At 59.6% G+C, this 18,935-nt stretch carries 14 protein-coding genes; 12 read left to right on the forward strand and 2 right to left on the reverse strand.

Going from position 1 to position 18,935, the window contains the following annotated elements; all coding sequences use genetic code 11:
- Positions 1–50 precede the first annotated feature (50 nt).
- The gene (locus J1G37_RS16690; RefSeq protein ID WP_207043475.1) at positions 51–1,238 is read right to left on the reverse strand and encodes an EAL domain-containing response regulator; all 1,188 of its coding nucleotides are present in this window, start codon (positions 1,236–1,238) and stop codon (positions 51–53) included.
- Positions 1,225–4,026 (reverse strand): ATP-binding protein, encoded by a 2,802-nt coding sequence (locus J1G37_RS16695; protein ID WP_207043476.1) that lies wholly within the window; start codon positions 4,024–4,026, stop codon positions 1,225–1,227. The genes J1G37_RS16690 and J1G37_RS16695 overlap by 14 nt, the downstream gene beginning before the upstream one ends.
- A 163-nt stretch (positions 4,027–4,189) precedes the next feature.
- Here J1G37_RS16695 and J1G37_RS16700 point away from each other — a divergent pair, with 163 nt between their 5' ends.
- The 12 genes from J1G37_RS16700 (at position 4,190) to J1G37_RS16755 (ending at position 18,859) form a co-directional block, all read left to right on the forward strand.
- Positions 4,190–4,663, forward strand: a complete 474-nt coding sequence (locus J1G37_RS16700) for a MarR family transcriptional regulator (RefSeq protein WP_017734195.1) — start codon at positions 4,190–4,192, stop codon at positions 4,661–4,663.
- Complete coding sequence (locus J1G37_RS16705; RefSeq protein ID WP_207043479.1) at positions 4,660–6,111, forward strand: efflux transporter outer membrane subunit; 1,452 nt, start codon at positions 4,660–4,662, stop codon at positions 6,109–6,111. The genes J1G37_RS16700 and J1G37_RS16705 overlap by 4 nt, the downstream gene beginning before the upstream one ends.
- Before the next feature lie 15 nt (positions 6,112–6,126).
- Positions 6,127–7,320, forward strand: coding sequence for an efflux RND transporter periplasmic adaptor subunit (locus tag J1G37_RS16710; RefSeq protein ID WP_207043485.1), 1,194 nt, complete (start codon positions 6,127–6,129; stop codon positions 7,318–7,320).
- A complete protein-coding gene (locus J1G37_RS16715; protein ID WP_207043492.1) occupies positions 7,320–8,849 on the forward strand; it encodes a DHA2 family efflux MFS transporter permease subunit in 1,530 nt (509 codons plus the stop codon). Before J1G37_RS16710 ends, J1G37_RS16715 begins: the two co-directional genes overlap by 1 nt.
- 254 nt (positions 8,850–9,103) lie before the next feature.
- On the forward strand, positions 9,104–11,497 hold the full coding sequence (gene vgrG, locus J1G37_RS16720; protein ID WP_207043494.1) for a type VI secretion system Vgr family protein: 2,394 nt from the start codon (positions 9,104–9,106) through the stop codon (positions 11,495–11,497).
- Between the two features lie 15 nt (positions 11,498–11,512).
- Positions 11,513–12,262 carry a DUF4123 domain-containing protein gene (locus J1G37_RS16725; protein WP_207043497.1) on the forward strand — a complete coding sequence of 250 codons (750 nt, stop codon included), beginning with the start codon at positions 11,513–11,515 and terminating at the stop codon, positions 12,260–12,262.
- Positions 12,259–12,780: a DUF3304 domain-containing protein gene (locus J1G37_RS16730; RefSeq protein WP_207043499.1), complete on the forward strand. Its 522-nt coding sequence runs from the start codon at positions 12,259–12,261 to the stop codon at positions 12,778–12,780. The genes J1G37_RS16725 and J1G37_RS16730 overlap by 4 nt, the downstream gene beginning before the upstream one ends.
- Before the next feature lie 71 nt (positions 12,781–12,851).
- Positions 12,852–13,364, forward strand: coding sequence for a DUF3304 domain-containing protein (locus tag J1G37_RS16735; RefSeq protein ID WP_347402351.1), 513 nt, complete (start codon positions 12,852–12,854; stop codon positions 13,362–13,364).
- Positions 13,352–15,676, forward strand: a complete 2,325-nt coding sequence (locus J1G37_RS16740; protein ID WP_207043503.1) for a DUF2235 domain-containing protein — start codon at positions 13,352–13,354, stop codon at positions 15,674–15,676. The genes J1G37_RS16735 and J1G37_RS16740 overlap by 13 nt, the downstream gene beginning before the upstream one ends.
- A gap of 92 nt (positions 15,677–15,768) precedes the next feature.
- Positions 15,769–16,284, forward strand: a complete 516-nt coding sequence (locus tag J1G37_RS16745) for a DUF3304 domain-containing protein (RefSeq protein WP_207043566.1) — start codon at positions 15,769–15,771, stop codon at positions 16,282–16,284.
- Complete coding sequence (locus J1G37_RS16750) at positions 16,272–18,596, forward strand: DUF2235 domain-containing protein (RefSeq protein WP_207043505.1); 2,325 nt, start codon at positions 16,272–16,274, stop codon at positions 18,594–18,596. The genes J1G37_RS16745 and J1G37_RS16750 overlap by 13 nt, the downstream gene beginning before the upstream one ends.
- Entirely contained in the window at positions 18,596–18,859 is a 264-nt protein-coding gene (locus J1G37_RS16755; protein ID WP_207043507.1) for a PAAR domain-containing protein, read from the forward strand. The genes J1G37_RS16750 and J1G37_RS16755 overlap by 1 nt, the downstream gene beginning before the upstream one ends.
- The last annotated feature ends 76 nt before the right edge of the window (positions 18,860–18,935 follow it).

Below are 18,935 nucleotides of genomic sequence, written 5' to 3' on the forward strand. Positions count from 1 at the left end.
GACACAATGACCTCGGTGGCAAGCGACGTACGTCAACAGCCGGCTGCGGGTCAATACGCGTTCGCCGGCCCGTCATGGGTCAGCAATTGCTGGAACTGATCCGAAGACACGGCGTGGGAGATCAGGAAACCCTGGACCTGAGTGCAGTCGATCTTACGCAACAGCGCAAGTTCTTGCGCAGTTTCCACACCTTCGGCCACCACGGTCAGGCCCAACTGGCGCCCCAGGCTGACAATACTGGTGAGCGCCTGGGCCATTTCTTCGTTGGCGTTGCAACCCTGCACCAGCGCGCGGTCGATCTTCAATTCGGTAAACGGCGCCGACACCAGGTTCATGTACGAACTGTAGCCCTTGCCGAAGTCGTCCTGGGACAGGCCGAAACCCTTGATGCGCAAGCGGCAGGCGCCGGCGTAGAAGTTACTGATGTCATCGGGCACCGAGCATTCCATCAGTTCGAAGCAGATCCGCGCGGGCAGGCCCTCATGGGCGTGGACGAAGGCGAGGATGCGGTCCGGCAGGTCATGGCTGTTGAGCAGGTGGGTGGGCAGGTTGACCGAGACCGGGATGTCATAGCCCTCTTGGCGCCACGTGGCCTGGGCGGCGATGGCCTGTTCGAGTATCCGCCAGAGCAAGCGTTCTTCCAGGTTGAAGGCGATCAGCGCGGGCAAGAACACCCCCGGCAGCAGCGTGCCATGCTCGGGGTGGATCCAGCGCACCAGCGCTTCGGCGGCGACGATACGGCCGTTGTTCAGGGCTTTCTTGGGTTGGAACCAGGCTTGCAGCTCGCCGTTATCGAGGGCGTTCAACAGGCTTTGGCGATCAATGCCGGGCTGGGTCTCGGCCGGTGCCATATGGCGCAGCACCTGCAATTGGTCGATCAGGCAGCGCAGGGCGGCGGCATTCACCGGTTTGGAAATCAGCCCGATGACCTTTACTTGCAGGTTGCTCGCCACCAGGCTGGCGCCCATCAGCATGCGCCGGGAGGCGGCGCTCATGATCGCCAGCGCCGGTCGCGAGGGTTGCGCGGCCAGGCCCTGGATAAATTGCACGCCGTCCATGCCCGGCATCAGCAGGTCGGTGAGCACCAGGTCATAGTCGCGCTTTTTCAGGCAGGCCAAGGCTTCTTCGCCGTCCTTGGCGCACTCCAGGTGAAAATCCCCCAGCTCGTTGAACAGGTTCTGCAAATACAGGTGTTGGAAGGGATGGTCTTCGACAATCAGGATGCTACAGGGCTTCATAAACGACTCGTTCGTAGGGAGCCAGGGCACTGAACAAGGCTCGCAGCGTAAAAGGTTTGACCAGGCACTGGTTCATGCCAGCTGCCAGGCACAAGGCGTCCTCACCGCGCAGGGCGTTGGCGGTGGCGCCGATGATCGGGGTGGTACAGCCCAGGTGGCGCAGGGCTTCGGCCAGTTCGTAGCCGTTGAGCCGGGGCATGTTGACGTCGGTGAGCACGATGTCGAAGGCGCCGTCGTGCCAGCGTGACAAGGCTTCTTCACCGTCGCTGCTCAAGACCACGGTGCAACCCAGCTCTTCGAGTTGGTCACGCAGGATCAGTTGGTTGATCACGTTGTCTTCGGCCACCAGGATGTGCAGGTGCAACGGGCGCAGGTCGCGCAGATCGCCTGGCGCCGACGGCAGGGCCACCTGGCCACCCTGGGCTTGGTGCACCGCTTGTTGGATGGCTTGCAGGTCATTGAGGTTGACCTTCCAGCCGCCGCCCGTGAACTGCGGGGCAAACGCGCCCTCGCCGCTGGCGATCACGCGGGGCCCGTGCCAAGGCGCGCTGAAGGATGCGTCGATGGGGCCGGGATGCAGTTCCAGGAGCACGCCGGTGTCGGCCAGCGCCAGGCAAGACGGCACGCCGATCTGCGGGCGGGCGCCCCAGCGGCGCAACCAGCCACAGGCGCTCTCGGCCAGTTCGCGTACCGGCGAAATCACGTAGACGATCTCTGCCGCCAGCTCGTTCAGGTGTGCAGCCGTTGCACTGGCGCAGGGTTGCTCCAACGGCAGGGTCAGGGAAAAACTGCTGCCCAGGCCGGGCTCGCTGACCGTGCGCAGGGTGCCGTTCATCAAGTGGGTCAGGCGCAGGCAAATGGGCAGGCCCAGGCCCGTGCCCGCGACTACGTTGGTGTTACCTTCGGTCTGGTAGAACGGCTCGAAAATCAGCGCCTGGTCGGCCGGCGCAATGCCTTTGCCGGTGTCCGAGACTTGCCATTGCAGGCACACCCGCTCGCCCTCGCGGCTGAGCAGCTTGACCCGCAGCACCACGCGCCCGGAGTCGGTGAACTTGACCGCGTTGCTCAGCAGGTTGTTGAGGATCTGCCGCACGCGGCTGACGTCGCCGATCAGCCGTTCCGGCAAATGCGGGTCGAGGCAGGCGTACAGTTGCAAACCCTTGCTGTGCGCGGCGGCGGCGTAGCCTTGTACCGCTTCCAGCACTAGGGCGGGCACGGAGAATTCGCTCAACTCCAGGGCCAGTTGCCCGGCTTCGATCTTGGACACGTCCAGCACATCGCAGATCAGTTGCAGCAAGGTCGCGGAGGAGCCTTCGATGGCGCGCAGGTAGCTTTTCTGTTGCGCGTCCAGGCGCGTGCGGGCCAGCAGTTCGAGGGTGCCGAGCACGCCGTAGAGCGGGGTGCGGATTTCATGGCTCATGGTCGCGAGGAACAGGGTCTTGGCTTCGTTGGCGGTATCGGCGGCCTGGCGCGCCTGTTCCAGCGCGGCTTCGATCTGGGTGCGCGCGCTGATGTCGCTGAAGGCGCAGAGCAATACGTCTTCACCTTTGTAGCGCGTGGGTGCGCAGCTCAGGTACAGATGGCGGCCATCGGCGGTCTCGAAGTAGTCCGTGAGGCGCGGTGTGGTCGGGTCGAAGGCGCCATTGATCCAGCCGGCGCCCAGTTGCGCGCTGCTGTGGCCGAGCCAGTGTTGGGCCAGGGTGTTTTCCAGCACGATTTGGCCGTCGGTGCGGCGCAGCACGCAAAGGGCCACAGGGGCGGTCTGGATCACGTCGCGGCTGAACAGCTCGCTTTCCACCAGCGCCTGGATGCGGTGGATCGCGGGTTTGATAAAGCGGTGCTCCAGGCGCCGGGTCAGCAGGCACACCAGGCTGATGCTCAGCAGGCAGAACAACAGCGCGCCGCTGATTTGCGGCCACAGGGCCCACAGCACCGCGCGCAGGTCGATGGAGTAGGTGAGTTGCCAGTCCGAGGATTTCAGCTGTTTGCGCAACACCAATTGCTCGGGCAGCCAGCCGTTGCCGACAAAACCAAAGAAGTCCTGTTGCCGCAGCAGCGGCAGGTGTTGCCCGGGCGGGGGCTTGTGGCTGTTGGTGAACAGCGGCATGCCCTGGGCATTGAACATGGTGAACTCACCGGCGCTGTGGTCGTTCAGGGCATTGGAGACTTCGCGGTCGTCCATTTCCAGGCCGAGCCAGCCGGACTCCGGGTCGCGCTCGTCCAGGCGAATGAAGATGTACAACTGTGAGTGCCCGTCGCTGGCGTGGGTCAGCCACAGTTCGCGCAAGGCGTCCTGATGTTTGAGGGCTTGCAGTTGGCCGAGCATCGCGGGGGGGAAGTCGGCGGCCGCCGGGGTGGTGTCGTACAGCCGCGACACCTGGGCTGCGCTGCTGACATACAGCAGGTTGAGCTGCTTGGCCTGCAAATAATCGCGCATGCGCTGGGTCAGCCAGATGCTCCATTGCCGGCCCGGCGTTTGCCCCAGCAGCAGGCGGATTTCTTCATCGGAGACCGGCAGGCTCACTTCGGCCTTGCGTGTGGCCGACAGGCTGAGGCTCTCCAGCAGCGCCTCGCGGGTGGTGAAAAAGGTATGCGCCTCGGCGATGGCGCTGCTCATGTAGCTGCGCCGCTGGGAGACTTCATTGTTGAAGGTGAACAGCAAAAAGCTGTACACGCCGCCGAGAATGCCCACCAGCAACACCAGGGCAAACACGCGCAAGAGGCGGCGTGCGGCATAGGGCGTGGAGAGGACCGGACTGATTTGATGGAGGACGTTCTTTAATCGCATCCCGGCACTGTAGGGACGGGGGAGTGTAGGAGAAATCAGACGATCCTTAGAACCGTTCCGCTGAAATACCAAGCAAGCTAATTATTCCATTTGACATTCGCTGCCTAAGCAGTAACATCTCGTCACACATTCACTGCTTAGGCAGTAATAAGGTGACTTCCCAATGAAACACTTCACCCCCGACAACTTCCACAACTGCCACCTCGGCCTGTTGCTGGGCCGCGCCGCACTGCTCAAAGACCGAATTATCGACACCCATATGGAGCCGTACGGCATCACCGCCGCGCAGTTCAAGGTGTTGGTGATCATGGCGCTCTACGGCATCGATACCCCGGCCGAACTGTGTCGCCACCTGTCGCTGGACAGCGGCTCGATGACCCGCATGCTCGACCGCCTGGAGCAGAAGGGCTTGCTCGAACGCCAACGCTCAGCTCAGGACCGCCGCCAAGTGCAGCTGGTGCTGACGGCAGAAGGCCAGAAACTGGCGGACACCTTGCCCCACGTTGGCACCGAAGCCCTGAACCAACTGGCCGGCTCCCTGGAACCTGGCGAACTGGCAGATCTGGAACGCATCCTCAAGAAAATTCTGATAGCCGCAGGTGACTCCATCACCCTGCTGCGGGTAGGTAAAGAATGAACACACGTGCCCTTTGCCTGGTGCTGGTGGCCATGAGCATGGCCGGCTGCGCCAACTTCAGCGGCCTCGACACCCAGGGCCAGCGCCTCGACGCCAACACCCTGCACACCGGTAAATCCCTGAGCGGCGTGACGCTGTCGCCAGCCGCTTGGCCGAGCGCAGACTGGTGGAGAAGCCTCGGCGACCCACAACTCGACGGCCTGATCGTCGAGGCCCTGCAAAACAGCCCGGACATGCAAGTCGCCAGCGCCCGTGCCCACCAGGCCGAAGCTGCTGCGTTTGCCGCCGATGCCGCGCGCATGCCGACCCTGGACGCCAGCGCTGGTGTCAGCCGCTCGCGCCTGGCCAAGGATAAAGACCCGCTGGGGCAGGGCGATGCCTACGCCACCGTGCGAAATATCGGCGCCAGCTTCAATTACAACTTCGACCTGTGGGGTGGCCAGCGCGCCGCCTGGGAAGCCGCGCTGGGCCAGGCCCGCGCCGCCGAAGTCGATCAGCAGGCCGCACGCCTGACCCTGGCCGCCAACGTGGCCAAGGCCTACAGCGATCTGGGCCAGGCGCATATCGTGCGTGACCTGGCCAACGATGACCTCAAGCGCACCCGGCAGATGCTTGACCTCGGCAAGCGTCGCCTGAATTCGGGCATCGACAGCCAATACCAGTACCAGCAGACCGAAAGCCTGGAAGCCAGCTCGCAGTCGCAATTGATCGACGCAGAAAAACAACTGGCCAGCGCCAAGATCGCCCTCGCCGTATTGCTCGGCAAAGGTCCCGACCGGGGCGGCGAACTGAGCCGTCCCAACGTGCTCAAGCCCAGCGCCGTCGCCGTGCCGTCGGTACTGCCCGCCGAACTGCTCGGCCGGCGTCCCGACCTGATCGCGGCGCGCTGGCGTGTCGAGGCCGCGAGCAAGAACATCGCCGCGAGCAAAACCCGCTTCTACCCCAACCTCAACCTCAGCGCGAGCGCCGGGGCCGAGTCGTTGCTGGGGGATGCGATGTTTGGTTCGGCCAGCCGTTTCTTCAGCATTGCGCCGACCATCTCGCTGCCGATCTTCGACGGCGGCCGCCTGCGCGCCGACCTCGATGCCCGCGACGCCGACTACGACCTGGCCGTGGCCCAGTACAACAAAACCCTGGTGCAAGCCTTGGGTGACATTGGCAACACCATCACCCAACTGCGCGACACCGGACGGCAGATCCAGGCCCAGCAACACGCCGCCGACATCGCCCAGCAGTCCTACGACACCGGCGTGCAGCGCTACAGCTCCGGCGTCGGCAACTACCTGGATGTGCTGAGCATCGAGCAGCAATTGCTGCAGGCCCAGCGCCAGTTGGCCACGCTCAACGCGGCGCAGATCGATCTGTCGATTCAATTGATGCAGGCCCTGGGTGGCGGGTTCAACGCCGCAAACGTGGCCGCGGCCACCCCAGCAACGCGTACGGAATAATTTGAGGTAATCGTCATGGCCACTGCCGACAGCAACACCGCAACAGCGCAAGACAACAACCCACGTAAACGCAAGGTCATGCTGATTGGCCTGGCGCTGATCGTCATCCTTGGCGTCGCCGGCGTATGGGCCTGGCATGAGCTTTACGGGCGCTTCAGCGAAAGCACCGACGACGCCTACGTGAACGGCAACGTGGTGGAAATCACCCCGCTGGTCACCGGCACTGTGGTCAGCATCGGCGCCGACGATGGCGACCTGGTCCACGAAGGCCAGGTGCTGGTTAACTTCGACCCGAACGACGCCGCCGTCGGCCTGCAAAGTGCCCAAGCCAACCTGGCCCGCACCGTGCGCCAGGTACGTGGCTTGTACAGCAACGTCGATGGCATGAAGGCCCAGGTGCTGGCGCAGCAAGCCAACGTGCAAAAGGCCCAGGACAACTACACCCGGCGTAAGAACCTCGCCGCTGGCGGGGCGATTTCCCAGGAAGAGCTGTCCCACGCTCGCGATGACCTGACCTCGGCGCAAAACGCCCTGGCCAACGTGCAGCAACAGTTCAAGACCAGCAGCGCGCTGGTGGATGACACGGTAATTTCGTCCCACCCGGACGTGCAGGCCGCCGCCGCCCAACTGCGTCAGGCGTATCTCACGGATGCGCGCAGCACCTTGATTGCACCGGTGACTGGCTACGTGGCCAAGCGCACCGTGCAACTGGGCCAGCGCGTACAACCGGGCACGGCGTTGATGGCGGTGATCCCGCTGAACCAGCTGTGGATCGACGCCAACTTCAAGGAAACCCAACTGCGCGATATGCGCATCGGCCAGCCGGTGGACATCGAGTCGGACATCTACGGCAGCGACGTGAAGTTCAGCGGCACCATCGACAGCCTCGGCGCGGGTACCGGCAGTGCGTTTGCCCTGCTGCCGGCGCAGAACGCCACCGGTAACTGGATCAAGATCGTGCAGCGGGTGCCGGTGCGCATCCATATCAATGCCGAGGAATTGGCCAAGCATCCGCTGCGGGTGGGCTTGTCCACCGTGGTCAACGTGGATCTGCACGACCAGAGCGGCCCGGTGCTGGCGCAACAGGCGCCGCAAAAAGCTTCGTTCAGCACCAACGTGTATGACCGCCAACTCGCCGAAGCCGACGCCATGATCACCCAGTTGATCCATGACAACAGCCTCGCCGCGCCCAAGGCTGTGCAACGCTAATGAGCAATAACGCCTCCTTCACGCCACCCAGCCTGTTGATGGCCACTATTGGCCTGTCGCTGGCGACCTTTATGCAGGTGCTCGACACCACCATCGCCAACGTGGCGTTGCCGACGATTTCCGGCAACCTCGGCGTGAGTTCGGAGCAGGGCACCTGGGTCATCACTTCGTTTGCGGTGAGCAACGCCATCGCCTTGCCGCTCACCGGTTGGCTCAGCCGCCGGTTTGGCGAGGTCAAGCTGTTCCTCTGGGCGACGATCCTGTTTGTGCTGGCCTCGTTCCTCTGCGGCATTTCCACCTCGATGCCCGAGCTGATTGGTTTTCGCGTGCTGCAAGGCTTGGTCGCCGGGCCGTTGTACCCGATGACCCAGACGTTGCTGATCGCGGTCTACCCACCGGCGAGGCGCGGCATGGCCCTGGCGCTGCTGGCGATGGTCACGGTGGTGGCGCCGATTGCCGGGCCGATCCTCGGCGGCTGGATCACCGACAGTTACAGCTGGCCGTGGATCTTCTTTATCAACGTGCCCATCGGCATCTTTGCGGTGATGGTGGTGCGTTCGCAGCTGAAGAAGCGCCCGGTGGTCACCAGCCACCAACCGATGGATTACGTCGGGCTGCTGAGCTTGATCGTCGGCGTGGGCGCCTTGCAGATCATCCTCGACAAGGGCAATGACCTGGACTGGTTCGAATCCAACTTCATCATCATTGGTGCGGCGATTTCGGTGATTGCCCTGGCGGTGTTCATCATCTGGGAACTCACCGACAAACACCCGGTGGTCAACCTGCGGCTGTTTGCCTACCGTAACTTTCGCATCGGCACCATCGTGTTGATCCTGGGTTATGCGGGCTTCTTTGGTATCAACCTGATCCTGCCGCAATGGTTGCAAACCCAGATGGGCTACACCGCGACCTGGGCCGGCCTGGCGGTAGCGCCGATTGGCATCTTGCCGGTGTTGATGTCGCCGTTCGTGGGCAAGTACGCGCACAAGTTCGACCTGCGCTTGCTGGCGGGCCTGGCGTTCCTGGCGATTGGCTTGAGCTGCTTTATGCGCGCGGGCTTCACCAATCAGGTGGATTTCCAGCACATCGCTCTGGTGCAGCTGTTCATGGGCATCGGCGTGGCGCTGTTCTTTATGCCGACCTTGAGCATCCTGATGTCCGATTTGCCGCCGCACCAGATTGCCGACGGCGCCGGTCTGGCGACGTTCCTGCGCACCCTGGGCGGCAGCTTTGCGGCATCGCTGACCACCTGGATCTGGATTCGCCGGGCGGACCAGCACCATGCGTACATGAGCGAAAACATGACCACCTACGACTCGGCCACGCGCAATGCGCTGGACGCGTTGGGCGGGGCAGGGCAGAAGGCCTATACGCAGCTGGACCAGATTCTCACCAGCCAGGCGTACATGATGTCCACCGTGGATTACTTCACGTTGCTGGGGTGGATGTTCATGGGGTTGATGTTGCTGGTGTGGCTGGCGAAGCCGCCGTTTACGGCGAAGGCGGGGCCTGCGGCAAGCGGCCACTGATTCCGGGAGTGTGGAATACAATCCCATGTGGGAGCGGGCTTGCTCGCGAAGGCGGTGGTTCAGTCGATACATAAGTTGACTGACACACCGCCTTCGCGAGCAAGCCCGCTCCCACATTTGGATCTGTGTTCACATTGGCAACTGACGCTAAAGCTTGGGAAGCACCCTGCTTTTAAAGAGGACCTTTCCGACATTATTCACCGATAGCAAATCTTTACTCTCTGGACTTTCGCACCGTCCAGGGATGACAAGGTATGACTAGCAGCGTATTGCCGAGTGCTTTCTTTGATCACAGCCGCCACAGACTGAGGGTCTACGGTGTCGACCCCTTGCTCGACGTGCTGGCCTTTCACGGCGAAGAGCGGCTGAGTCGCCCTTTCAAGTACCAGATCGAATTCACGTGCACCGAGCGTGACCTCGCCGTCGACCAAATCTTGGGCAAACCCGCGACGTTCAGTCTGTTTCACGTGCCGCCCAAGCCTGTGCTGGTTTGGCAGCCACCACCAAAAAACCAACCACTTCGCACCCTGGCCGGGGTTGTCACCGGCTTCAAGCGCCTGTCTGGCTCCAATGATGAAGGCCGCTACGAAATCACCCTGGAACCGCGCTTGGCGCTGTTGGCGCAGGGCAAGCAATTTCGCATTTACCAGCAGCAATCCGTGCCGCAGATCGTCGAACATATCCTGCGTAATCGTCATGGTTTTGAGGGGCAGGATTTTTACTTCCAACTACTGCGCGACTATCCCAGGCGCGAGCAGATCATGCAGTACGACGAAAGTGACCTGGCCTTCATTTCGCGGCTGCTGGCCGACGTTGGCATCTGGTATCGCTTCGTTCGCGATGAGCGATTGAATTTTGATGTCGTGGAGTTTCACGATCACCAGCGTTACTACCAGTTCGACGTCGAGTTGCCCTATCGTCCGCCCTCCGGGCTGAGCAGCGATCAGGACTGCGTGTGGAAACTGCAAACCCACCATCAGGTTGTAGAGCAACACGTCAACGTTCGCGCCTATCAATACCGGGATGCCAATGCCTGGCTCGACGGCGACATCGACCAGACCCGTGGTGCCACCACCACTTATGGCGAGGCTTACCACTACGCCGAACCCTACAGCGTGCTCGGGAACCGGCTGGACACTGACGAGGACCTGCCCACCGAAAGCGGCTACAGCTACGCGCGCCTGCGCCATGAACGCTACCTCAATAACCAGACCCGGCTCAGCGGGCTCAGCACCAGCGCAACGCTGGCGCCAGGCCAGGTCCTGACCATTACCGACGGCGCGCCCCAGGCGTTTATGCCGAGGGTGGTGATCATCGAGCTGAATGCCCGGGCTGCCCGTGATCGCAGCCTCGAGGTCAGCTTTGGCGCCATCCCCTATTCGGAGACCGTGTGTTTCCGACCACCGTTGCTACCCAAGCCAAGCATCGCCGGTACCGTCCCGGCCCGTGTGTCCAACCCGGGGGTGAACGACCCTTACGCGCACATCGATCTGGAGGGGCGCTACAAGGTCAATTTCCTGTTTGATCGCGACACTTGGAAGCGCGGCGAGGAAAGCCTGTGGCTGCGTCTGGCCCGGCCTTACGCGGGGGATACTCACGGCTTGCACCTGCCACTGATTGCGGGCACCGAAGTGGCTGTGGCGTTCGAACAGGGTGACCCGGACCGCCCCTACATCGCCCACGCCCTGCACGACAGCGAACACCCTGATCACGTCACCTTGCGCAACTACAAGCGCAATGTGCTGCGCTCGCCGGCCAACAACAAATTGCGCATGGATGACACCCGGGGTGAGGAGCACATCAAGCTCAGCACTGAATACAGCGGCAAGAGCCAGCTAAACCTCGGTCATATCGTCGATGCCGGAAAGAAAAAGCGCGGCGAGGGGTTTGAACTGCGCACTGACGGCTGGGGCGCGGTGCGGGCCGCGAAGGGCCTGCTGATCAGCGCGGATCAACAGAGCAAAGCCTCTGGCGCGGTCTTGGTGATGGACCCGGCCACGCAGCTGATTCAGGGTGCTGCGCAGCAAATTGCCGACTGGCAGGCAATCGCCCAGGCCCACCGAAGCCCTCAACCGTCCCTCAACGGTTTGCAGCAGTTGCAGGCCGACGCAAAAGACCTGGCAGCCCCCGTCATCCTGCTCAGCGCTCCCCAGGGAATTGGTGCGGTTACGCCGTCCAGCCTGCTGCTCAAAAGCGGCGACGCGCTGTACCTGCAAAGCCACGACGACATCCATCTAGCCGCCGCCGAGCAACTCTCGGCCCACGCCAACAGAGGCATTTCCCTGCTCGCTCAGCAGCAAGGCATGCGCCTGGTCTCGGGCAAGGGGCCGCTGGAAATCGAGTCCCACGCCGATTTGCTCAACTTGATCGCACAGCAGGACATCAGCGTGCAGTCGGTGCAGGGGCAAGTGCACCTGACCGCCAGGAACGGCATCACCCTGGGGTGTGGCGGCGGTTACCTGCGCATCCACCCGAGTGGCGCAATCGACATCCACAGCCCCGGCAAGTTGCTCCTCAAGGGGCAGCATGTGTGGGAGGGGCCTGCGGGCCAGAGCTTTGCGTTGCGGGAGTTGCCGCAGTCGGTGTGTGAGGCGTGCCTTAAGAGAGCCCGCGCAAAGGCCATCACCCTTTTGATGCGTGAAGGTTAATCAGGAGAGAGTGAAATGGCAGCACCTATCCCATGGCAAGACCAGATCGAGCACGTATGTGCCACCGCTGGTGTGCACTACGTAGATCTGTTGTTTGATCAGGCCGCCTGGCACACCGACCTAATCGGGGCGCTGGAGCAAATAAAGCCAGCGATCCCTTGGTTTTCACTGTTCACGGGAACCCCCGAGGAACACATGCTGGACCAGGCCCCCCTATTGATGCGCCTGGACTTGACCCATTGGCGGCACAAAGCCTGGCTGGAGGAACTGCTGACTCACGGCGCAGCCGACGCACGCGTGTTGGTGGTGATCTCGCCACTGGCCTTTGAAACCCTGAGTCACGCGCTGCGATCACTTTCGCAAATCCGCTGGGGTGGTAAGGCTGGCCTGTTGCGTTACTACGACCCGCGCAGCTTTCCCTCATTGATGTCTTCGATTTTTACCGACGAACAACGCGCCGAGTTTCGGCAACTGGCTTTTTTTTGGGGCTGGTTTGATCGAGATGAGCAAGTGCAGTGGCTCAAGGGAAATGCGTTGGATGGAAAGAGCACCGTTGACGTTTCGTCTTATCTGGAATTGAGCGATGAACAGTTCGAGTTGATGGGGTGTATCAGCGATGCGCAGGAATTAATGAACAGCGGAGAGTTTCATCAAGCACTTGGAGGCCGGGAGCAGCGTTTTTCTTCGTTCTACTCATTAGCCTTGGAGGCCAGTCGGGAAAATTATTTTGGCGATTTTAGTGAGTATGTAAGGAGCAGGTTATGAGATTGAAGAGTTGCTTGCTTTGTTTTGGTTTTGTGGGGTGCGGCCTGGCGACTTTAATGTTGTTGGGGTGTGTGTTTGCCGAAAATAAAATGGTGGCCGGGAATATAGCGGCAATTAATCATGTTGAAGGGACTGCGATTAATTGGTTTTCGGTGAATGGCTATAGAGCGCACGGCGGAGGGGGGAGTTCGTGTTGCATTATTATGCCGGTTAAGTGGCGGCCGGGGTTGGAAGTGGATATTGAATGGGAGGTTGATCCGAATAGCGATGCTACTACGCCTCCGTTAGGAACGGATGAGTTCAAAGCCTTTATGGTCAAGCATAAATCCAATTACCGACGTTACAGCGTAGCCGTTGATGTTCCGGAGTGGCCAGAAAGAAAATTATGTAGTCTGAATGTTCATTTCTTGACTTGTAAGCGAGTGGAGGTGACGACCTCGTGTTCGACATATGGTCAGCCTGATTATCCTGTTAAAGAGCCTAGACATGCAAAGGAGCCGGCTGTATGTGCGAAGTGACGCGTTTCATGACTGATTCTTTTGAGAGGGCGAGGTTGTTTTTCTCGTTGCGGGGATCAGTAGTGTGTTTTATTAGAAAGGCTAGATTGGTGGTGAAATGCCTGTGTGGGTTGTTGGGACTTACATTGTTGGGGTGTACGCTCGCTGAAAATAAAATGGTGGCCGGGAATATAGCGGCGATTAATCATGTTGAAGGGACTGCGATTAATTGGTTTTCGGTGAATGGCTATAGAGCGCACGGCGGAGGGGGGAGTTCGTGTTGCATTATTATGCCGGTTAGGTGGCGGCCGGGGTTGGAGGTGGATGTTGAGTGGGAGGTTGATCCTAATTCATCCGCAGAGATGCCATCTGTTACGTCGAATAAATTTTACGAGGTCTACGCGAAGCACGCTGAGAACTATAGGGTTTATAAAACTGTAGTTGCCATTCCGGAGTGGCCGAAAAAAAAATCTTGCAGTCTGAATGTTCATTTCTTGACTTGTAAGCGAGTGGAGGTGACGACCTCGTGCTCGACATATGGTCAGCCTGATTATCCTGTCAAAGAGCCTAGGCATGCAAAGGAGCCAGCCGTATGTCCAAAATAAAAAAACAACTTGAAGACAAAGCTTTTGGGTCGCCTGTTTTTCCTCTTGGCGGGCGCTTACCTAAAGATATCTCAGTGGTGGGTGCTAACTATCGTAGGCAAACTGCTGAGGAGAACTTCTTTTGTCGACAGCATGATTCTGCTGGCAGGAGTCAGCGCTTTGTATGTTGTCATAGCATACACGTAAGCCTGTTTTTCGATGGAACCAATAACAACGACAATAACGACACCAAGAAGAACCATCCCAGTAATATTGCCAAGCTCTATCATGCGTCGATTCAGGATGATGAAGCTAAAGGGAGCGGCTATTACTCTTACTACATGCCCGGTGTTGGCACTCCATTTCCGGAAGTAGGCGAGTTGGATTACAGCGAGGAGGGGTTGAAGTACGCCACCGGTGGAGAGGATCGCATCAACTGGGCACTCGTCTCCATCGGCGATGCGCTGTATTGGGCATTGACCAGGAATCGATTGTCGTTGGATGACTGTGCGAAAGCGGTCACCAAAATGAGCACGTGGCCTACGCCCTTGATGAGTACCCTTGGCCCAAGCAATCGCCGCTCTGTAATGACCAGCCTGCTTGCCCCTTTGAAAGCACGCGTGCCGGTAGCACAGCCCAAGGTTCTGGGAATCAAACTCTTCGTATACGGCTTCTCCCGAGGCGCCGCAGAGGCCCGCACTTTTGTCACTTGGCTAAGCCAGTTATTCGACACGCCAGAAGGCGCCGAACGCCCCGAACAAAGCCTGATTGGCCTGCCCATCAGCGTCGAATTTCTCGGCCTGCTGGATACCGTGGCTTCGGTCGGTATCGCTCATGCTGCGCCGTTTTTTGCAGGGCACATGGATTGGGCTGATAACACTCAATTATTGCCCGACGCCCAACGCTTTCCGGATATGGTCAAGTGCTGTCGACACTTTGTCGCAGGCTTTGAACAGCGCTCGTGTTTCCCGCTGGATTCGATACGTAATGAGGACGGCAAGTACCCAGCCAACACCATCGAAGTGGTCTACCCCGGTGTTCATTCCGATGTGGGGGGCGGTTACCCAAAAAATGATCAGGGCAAGGCACGCGGTGGCACCGATGAACTAGTTTCACAGATCGTCCTGCACGACCTATATGCCGAAGCCTTTGCTGCGGGCGCACCGTTGCAGGTTCCGGAGCAGGCATTGCCTGAAAGCTTGCAGCGCAACGAGTCTTGGCGGAAGTTGGGGCCGGACACAAAAGAAGAGTTCGATATCAGCCCCCTCGTGATCGAACGCTTCAACGCCTGGCGCCAAACCCTCCCAGGCATCCCTTCCGACCCACCCACCGCCACTCCCCCCTGGTCCTACCAACCCATCCAGCTCACCACCACTGTCGAAGAGACCCTGGCGGACCAACTGGGCTGGATCACCGGCTGGCGCATCGGCCGTTTTGCCAACGACAGCTACAAACACCAACCCTTTTTCACTCAAGCCCACGAGACCACGGCCTACGATGAGGGCCAACAACGCGAACACTATGAAACGTTGAAAAGCGGTCTAAAAAAAGACCGCCAACAAGCCCCCGAGGCCGCCAAAAATTATCCCGGCCCACCCATCTACGAACCGAAGATCGACCAGACCCAACTCAGCCAGGCCGCCGCTGAATTTAAGGCCGACTACACCGGCAGCAAGCGCGAACAAACCAGCTTGAAGGGTTACGTACTGGACGTGCTGTTGCGCGACGCGATCTACCTGCTCAACGAAGATGACGAAGCCAAGGACCACGCCGCACTCAAGGCCGCGGGCGAGCAACGTTGCAAACAGCTGTTCCGGGATGACCGAGGTACACCCAGTACGCAAACCAATATGGCCCTGCTGGTCGCGCTGTTCGACGACCAAGTCCACGACTCCCGCGCCTGGTTTATGCATGACGCATTGAAAACCCGTGAGCTGTGGGCCGGTTACTTTTTCTACCGCATGACCTATTTCGGCAATGAAAACAGCCGCGAGCTTTCCCCGGTGGTGGTGGCGGGGCGGATGCTGGGTGTGGCGATGGTGGTTGGGGCCACGGTGTATGGCATCAAGCGCAAAAACGCCCTGGGTGGCCTCGCCGCCGGCATCGGCGGCGCAACCATCGGTTATCAGGTCATCGACAAGGCCACGGGCTTGGTGGTGCCGTTCTTGCCGGGGGCTGAGCAAATCCTCAAGCCAACCGCGCATATCGGCCTGGTGGCCGCTGACCTGAAAACTCAAATCGCCCAGGAGGATCTGGCCGAGCGCCTGGAACGCACCACTGCCATGTTGCGCGCGGCGGGCAGCTTGTTTGAAATCGACGGGGAGGTGGCCTGATGTTGCCTTTATTGCGTGTCGGTGATCGTTTGTGTGCCATCGGTAAGCCGCTGGTGCTTGATGTGTGCAGTCGTCATCGAAAATTGCGGCTTATGTTCGGGCGCATGTTTATACGAATGGGAGGCGGCTTAGTAAGTTTGGTGCTGTTGGGGTGTGTATCTGCCGAGAATAAAATGGTGGCCGGGAATATAGCAGCGATTAATCATGTTGAAGGGACTGCGATTAATTGGTTTTCGGTGAATGGCTATAGAGCGCATGGCGGAGGGGGGAGTTCGTGTTGCATTATTATGCCGGTTAGGTGGCGGCCGGGGTTGAAGGTGGATGTTGAATGGGAAGTCGACCTGGATCCTTATGCTTATTCAAAGTGGCCGCCGTTGGGGAGCGATGACTATATGGCTGAGCAAGTTAAGCATAAAGCCAAATATCAGCATCACCGTGCTACGGTTGACGTTCCGGAATGGCCTGAAAAAAAATCCTGCGACCTAAAGGTGCATTTCTTAACTTGCAGTCGCGTTGCGGTTACTACTGCTTGTGCGATATATGGCCGACCAGATTATCCGATCAGAGAGCCTAGGCGCGCGAAGGAGCCAGCTGTATGCTTAAAATAAAAAGCCAACTTAAAGAAAAAGCTTTCGGGCCGCCTGTTTTTCCTCTGGGCGGGCGCTTGCCTACAGAGGTCTCGGTGCTGGGTGCTAACTATCGTAGGCAAGCTGCTGAAGAAAATCTATTTTGTAGGCAGCGTGATTTTTCTGGGAAGAGTCAGCGCTTTGTATGTTGCCACAGTATGCATATAAGCCTGTTTTTCGATGGGACCAATAACAACGACAATAATGACACCAAGAAGAACCATCCCAGTAATATCGCCAAGCTCTATCATGCGTCGATTCAGGATGATGAAGCTAAAGGGAGTGGCTATTACTCTTGCTACATACCCGGTGTTGGCACCCCATTTCCGGAAGTGGGCGAGTTGGATTACAGCGAGGACGGGTTGAAGTACGCCACCGGAGGCGAGGATCGCATCAACTGGGCTTTGGTATCTGTCGCCGACGCCATGTATTCGGCGTTGGCCGGTGTTCCTTTGTCGCAGGATGATCGTGCTAAAGCTGTCACCAAAATGAGCACGTGGCCTGCGCCCTTGATGAGTACCCTGGGCCCAAGCAATCGCCGCTCCGTAATGACCAACCTGCTTGCCCCTTTGAAAGCCCGCGTGCCGGTAGCGCAGCCCAAAGTCCTTGGAATCAAACTCTTCGTATACGGTTTCTCCCGAGGCGCCGCAGAGGCCCGCACTTTTGTCACTTGGCTAAGCCAGCTATTCGACACCCCAGAAGGTGCCGAACTGCCCGAACAAAGCCTGATTGGTTTGCCCATCAGTGTCGAATTTCTCGGCCTGCTGGATACTGTAGCTTCGGTCGGTATCGCTCATGCTGCGCCGTTTTTTGCAGGGCACATGGATTGGGCTGATAACACTCAATTATTGCCCGACGCCCAACGCTTCCCGGATCTGGTCAAGTGCTGTCGACACTTTGTCGCAGGCTTCGAACAGCGCTCGTGTTTCCCGCTGGATTCGATACGCATTGAGGATGGCAAGTACCCAGCCAACACCATCGAAGTGGTCTACCCCGGTGTTCATTCCGATGTGGGGGGCGGCTACCCAAAAAATGATCAGGGCAAGGCACGCGGTGGCACCGATGAACTAGTTTCACAGATCGTCCTGCACGACCTATATGCCGAAGCCTTCGCTGCGGGCGCACCGTTGCAAGTGCCAGAAGCGGCTCTGTCTCAAACGCTAGCCGATCAGAAGTCCTGGCGCGTCATGTCTGAAGCGACCAGTACTGAATTTGGTATAAGCCCCCTCGTTATCGAACGCTTCAACGCCTGGCGCCAAACCCTCCCAGGCATCCCTTCCGACCCACCCACCGCCGCTCCCCCTTGGTCCTACCAACCCATCCAGCTCACCACCACTGTCGAAGAGACCCTGGCCGACCAGTTGGGCTGGATCACCGGCTGGCGCATCGGCCGTTTTGCCAACGACAGCTACAAACACCAACCCTTTTTCACTCAAGCCCACGAGACCACGGCCTACGATGAGGGCCAACAACGCGAACACTATGAAACGTTGAAAAGTGGTCTAAAAAAAGACCGCCAACAAGCCCCCGAGGCCGCCAAAAACTATCCCGGCCCACCCATCTACGAACCGAAGATCGACCAGACCCAACTCAGCCAGGCCGCCGCTGAATTCAAGGCGGACTACACCGGCAGCAAACGCGAACAAACCAGCTTGAAGGGTTACGTGCTGGACGTGGTGCTGCGCGACGCGATCTACCTGCTCAACGAAGATGACGAAGCCAAGGACCACGCCGCACTCAAGGCTGCGGGCGAGCGACGTTGCAAACAGCTGTTCCGGGATGACCGAGGTACACCCAGTACGCAAACCAATATGGCCCTGCTGGTCGCGCTGTTCGACGACCAAGTCCACGACTCCCGCGCCTGGTTTATGCATGACGCATTGAAAACCCGTGAGCTGTGGGCCGGTTACTTGTTCTATCGCATGACCTATTTCGGCAATGAAAACAGCCGCGAGCTTTCCCCAGTGGTGGTGGCGGGGCGGATGCTGGGTGTGGCGATGGTGGTTGGGGCCACGGTGTATGGCATCAAGCGAAAAAACGCCCTGGGTGGCCTCGCCGCCGGCATCGGCGGCGCGACCATCGGTTATCAGGTCATCGACAAGGCCACGGGCTTGGTGGTGCCGTTCTTGCCAGGGGCCGAGCAAATCCTCAAGCCAACCGCGCATATCGGCCTGGTGGCCGCCGAGCTGAAAACTCAAATCGCCCAGGAGGATCTGGCCGAGCGCCTGGAACGCACCACTGCCATGTTACGCGCGGCGGGCAGCTTGTTTGAAATCGACGGGGAGGTGGCCTGATGTTGCCTTTAGTGCGTGTCGGTGATCCTTTGCAGCCCTTTGGTGGCGAGGTTTTGCAAGGCCATTTCCTGGCCTTCGGCAAACCGGTGGCCTGCATGGGCGACCCAGTCCGCTGTAAAAAGCATGGCTTGAACAAAATCAGTGAAGGCACTGCGGGTTCCACCATGGACGGCAAACCTGTGGCGTTGCACGGGCACCGGTGTGAGTGTGGCTGCCGTTTGGTGAGCACCCTTGCGACCTCATCGATGGGGGTGTCGCCATGACTCGGCCACCGCTGTATCCGCAGGTCATCGCGCCGCGAGCACCCCATTGGCGACGCTGGTGGCTGGCGTTGCTGAT

Origin of the sequence: Pseudomonas sp. Marseille-Q1929, from assembly GCF_017316265.1 — a bacterium.
Classification (GTDB): Bacteria; Pseudomonadota; Gammaproteobacteria; order Pseudomonadales; family Pseudomonadaceae; genus Aquipseudomonas.

What these genes read in the sequence shown, in the direction of transcription:
- J1G37_RS16690 (WP_207043475.1), bottom strand. Translation starts at nt 1,238, where the DNA reads ATGAAGCCCTGTAGCATCCTGATTGTCGAAGACCATCCCTTCCAACAC.
- J1G37_RS16695 (WP_207043476.1), bottom strand. Translation starts at nt 4,026, where the DNA reads ATGCGATTAAAGAACGTCCTCCATCAAATCAGTCCGGTCCTCTCCACG.
- J1G37_RS16700 (WP_017734195.1), top strand. Translation starts at nt 4,190, where the DNA reads ATGAAACACTTCACCCCCGACAACTTCCACAACTGCCACCTCGGCCTG.
- J1G37_RS16705 (WP_207043479.1), top strand. Translation starts at nt 4,660, where the DNA reads ATGAACACACGTGCCCTTTGCCTGGTGCTGGTGGCCATGAGCATGGCC.
- J1G37_RS16710 (WP_207043485.1), top strand. Translation starts at nt 6,127, where the DNA reads ATGGCCACTGCCGACAGCAACACCGCAACAGCGCAAGACAACAACCCA.
- J1G37_RS16715 (WP_207043492.1), top strand. Translation starts at nt 7,320, where the DNA reads ATGAGCAATAACGCCTCCTTCACGCCACCCAGCCTGTTGATGGCCACT.
- vgrG (WP_207043494.1), top strand. Translation starts at nt 9,104, where the DNA reads ATGACTAGCAGCGTATTGCCGAGTGCTTTCTTTGATCACAGCCGCCAC.
- J1G37_RS16725 (WP_207043497.1), top strand. Translation starts at nt 11,513, where the DNA reads ATGGCAGCACCTATCCCATGGCAAGACCAGATCGAGCACGTATGTGCC.
- J1G37_RS16730 (WP_207043499.1), top strand. Translation starts at nt 12,259, where the DNA reads ATGAGATTGAAGAGTTGCTTGCTTTGTTTTGGTTTTGTGGGGTGCGGC.
- J1G37_RS16740 (WP_207043503.1), top strand. Translation starts at nt 13,352, where the DNA reads ATGTCCAAAATAAAAAAACAACTTGAAGACAAAGCTTTTGGGTCGCCT.
- J1G37_RS16745 (WP_207043566.1), top strand. Translation starts at nt 15,769, where the DNA reads ATGTTCGGGCGCATGTTTATACGAATGGGAGGCGGCTTAGTAAGTTTG.
- J1G37_RS16750 (WP_207043505.1), top strand. Translation starts at nt 16,272, where the DNA reads ATGCTTAAAATAAAAAGCCAACTTAAAGAAAAAGCTTTCGGGCCGCCT.
- J1G37_RS16755 (WP_207043507.1), top strand. Translation starts at nt 18,596, where the DNA reads ATGTTGCCTTTAGTGCGTGTCGGTGATCCTTTGCAGCCCTTTGGTGGC.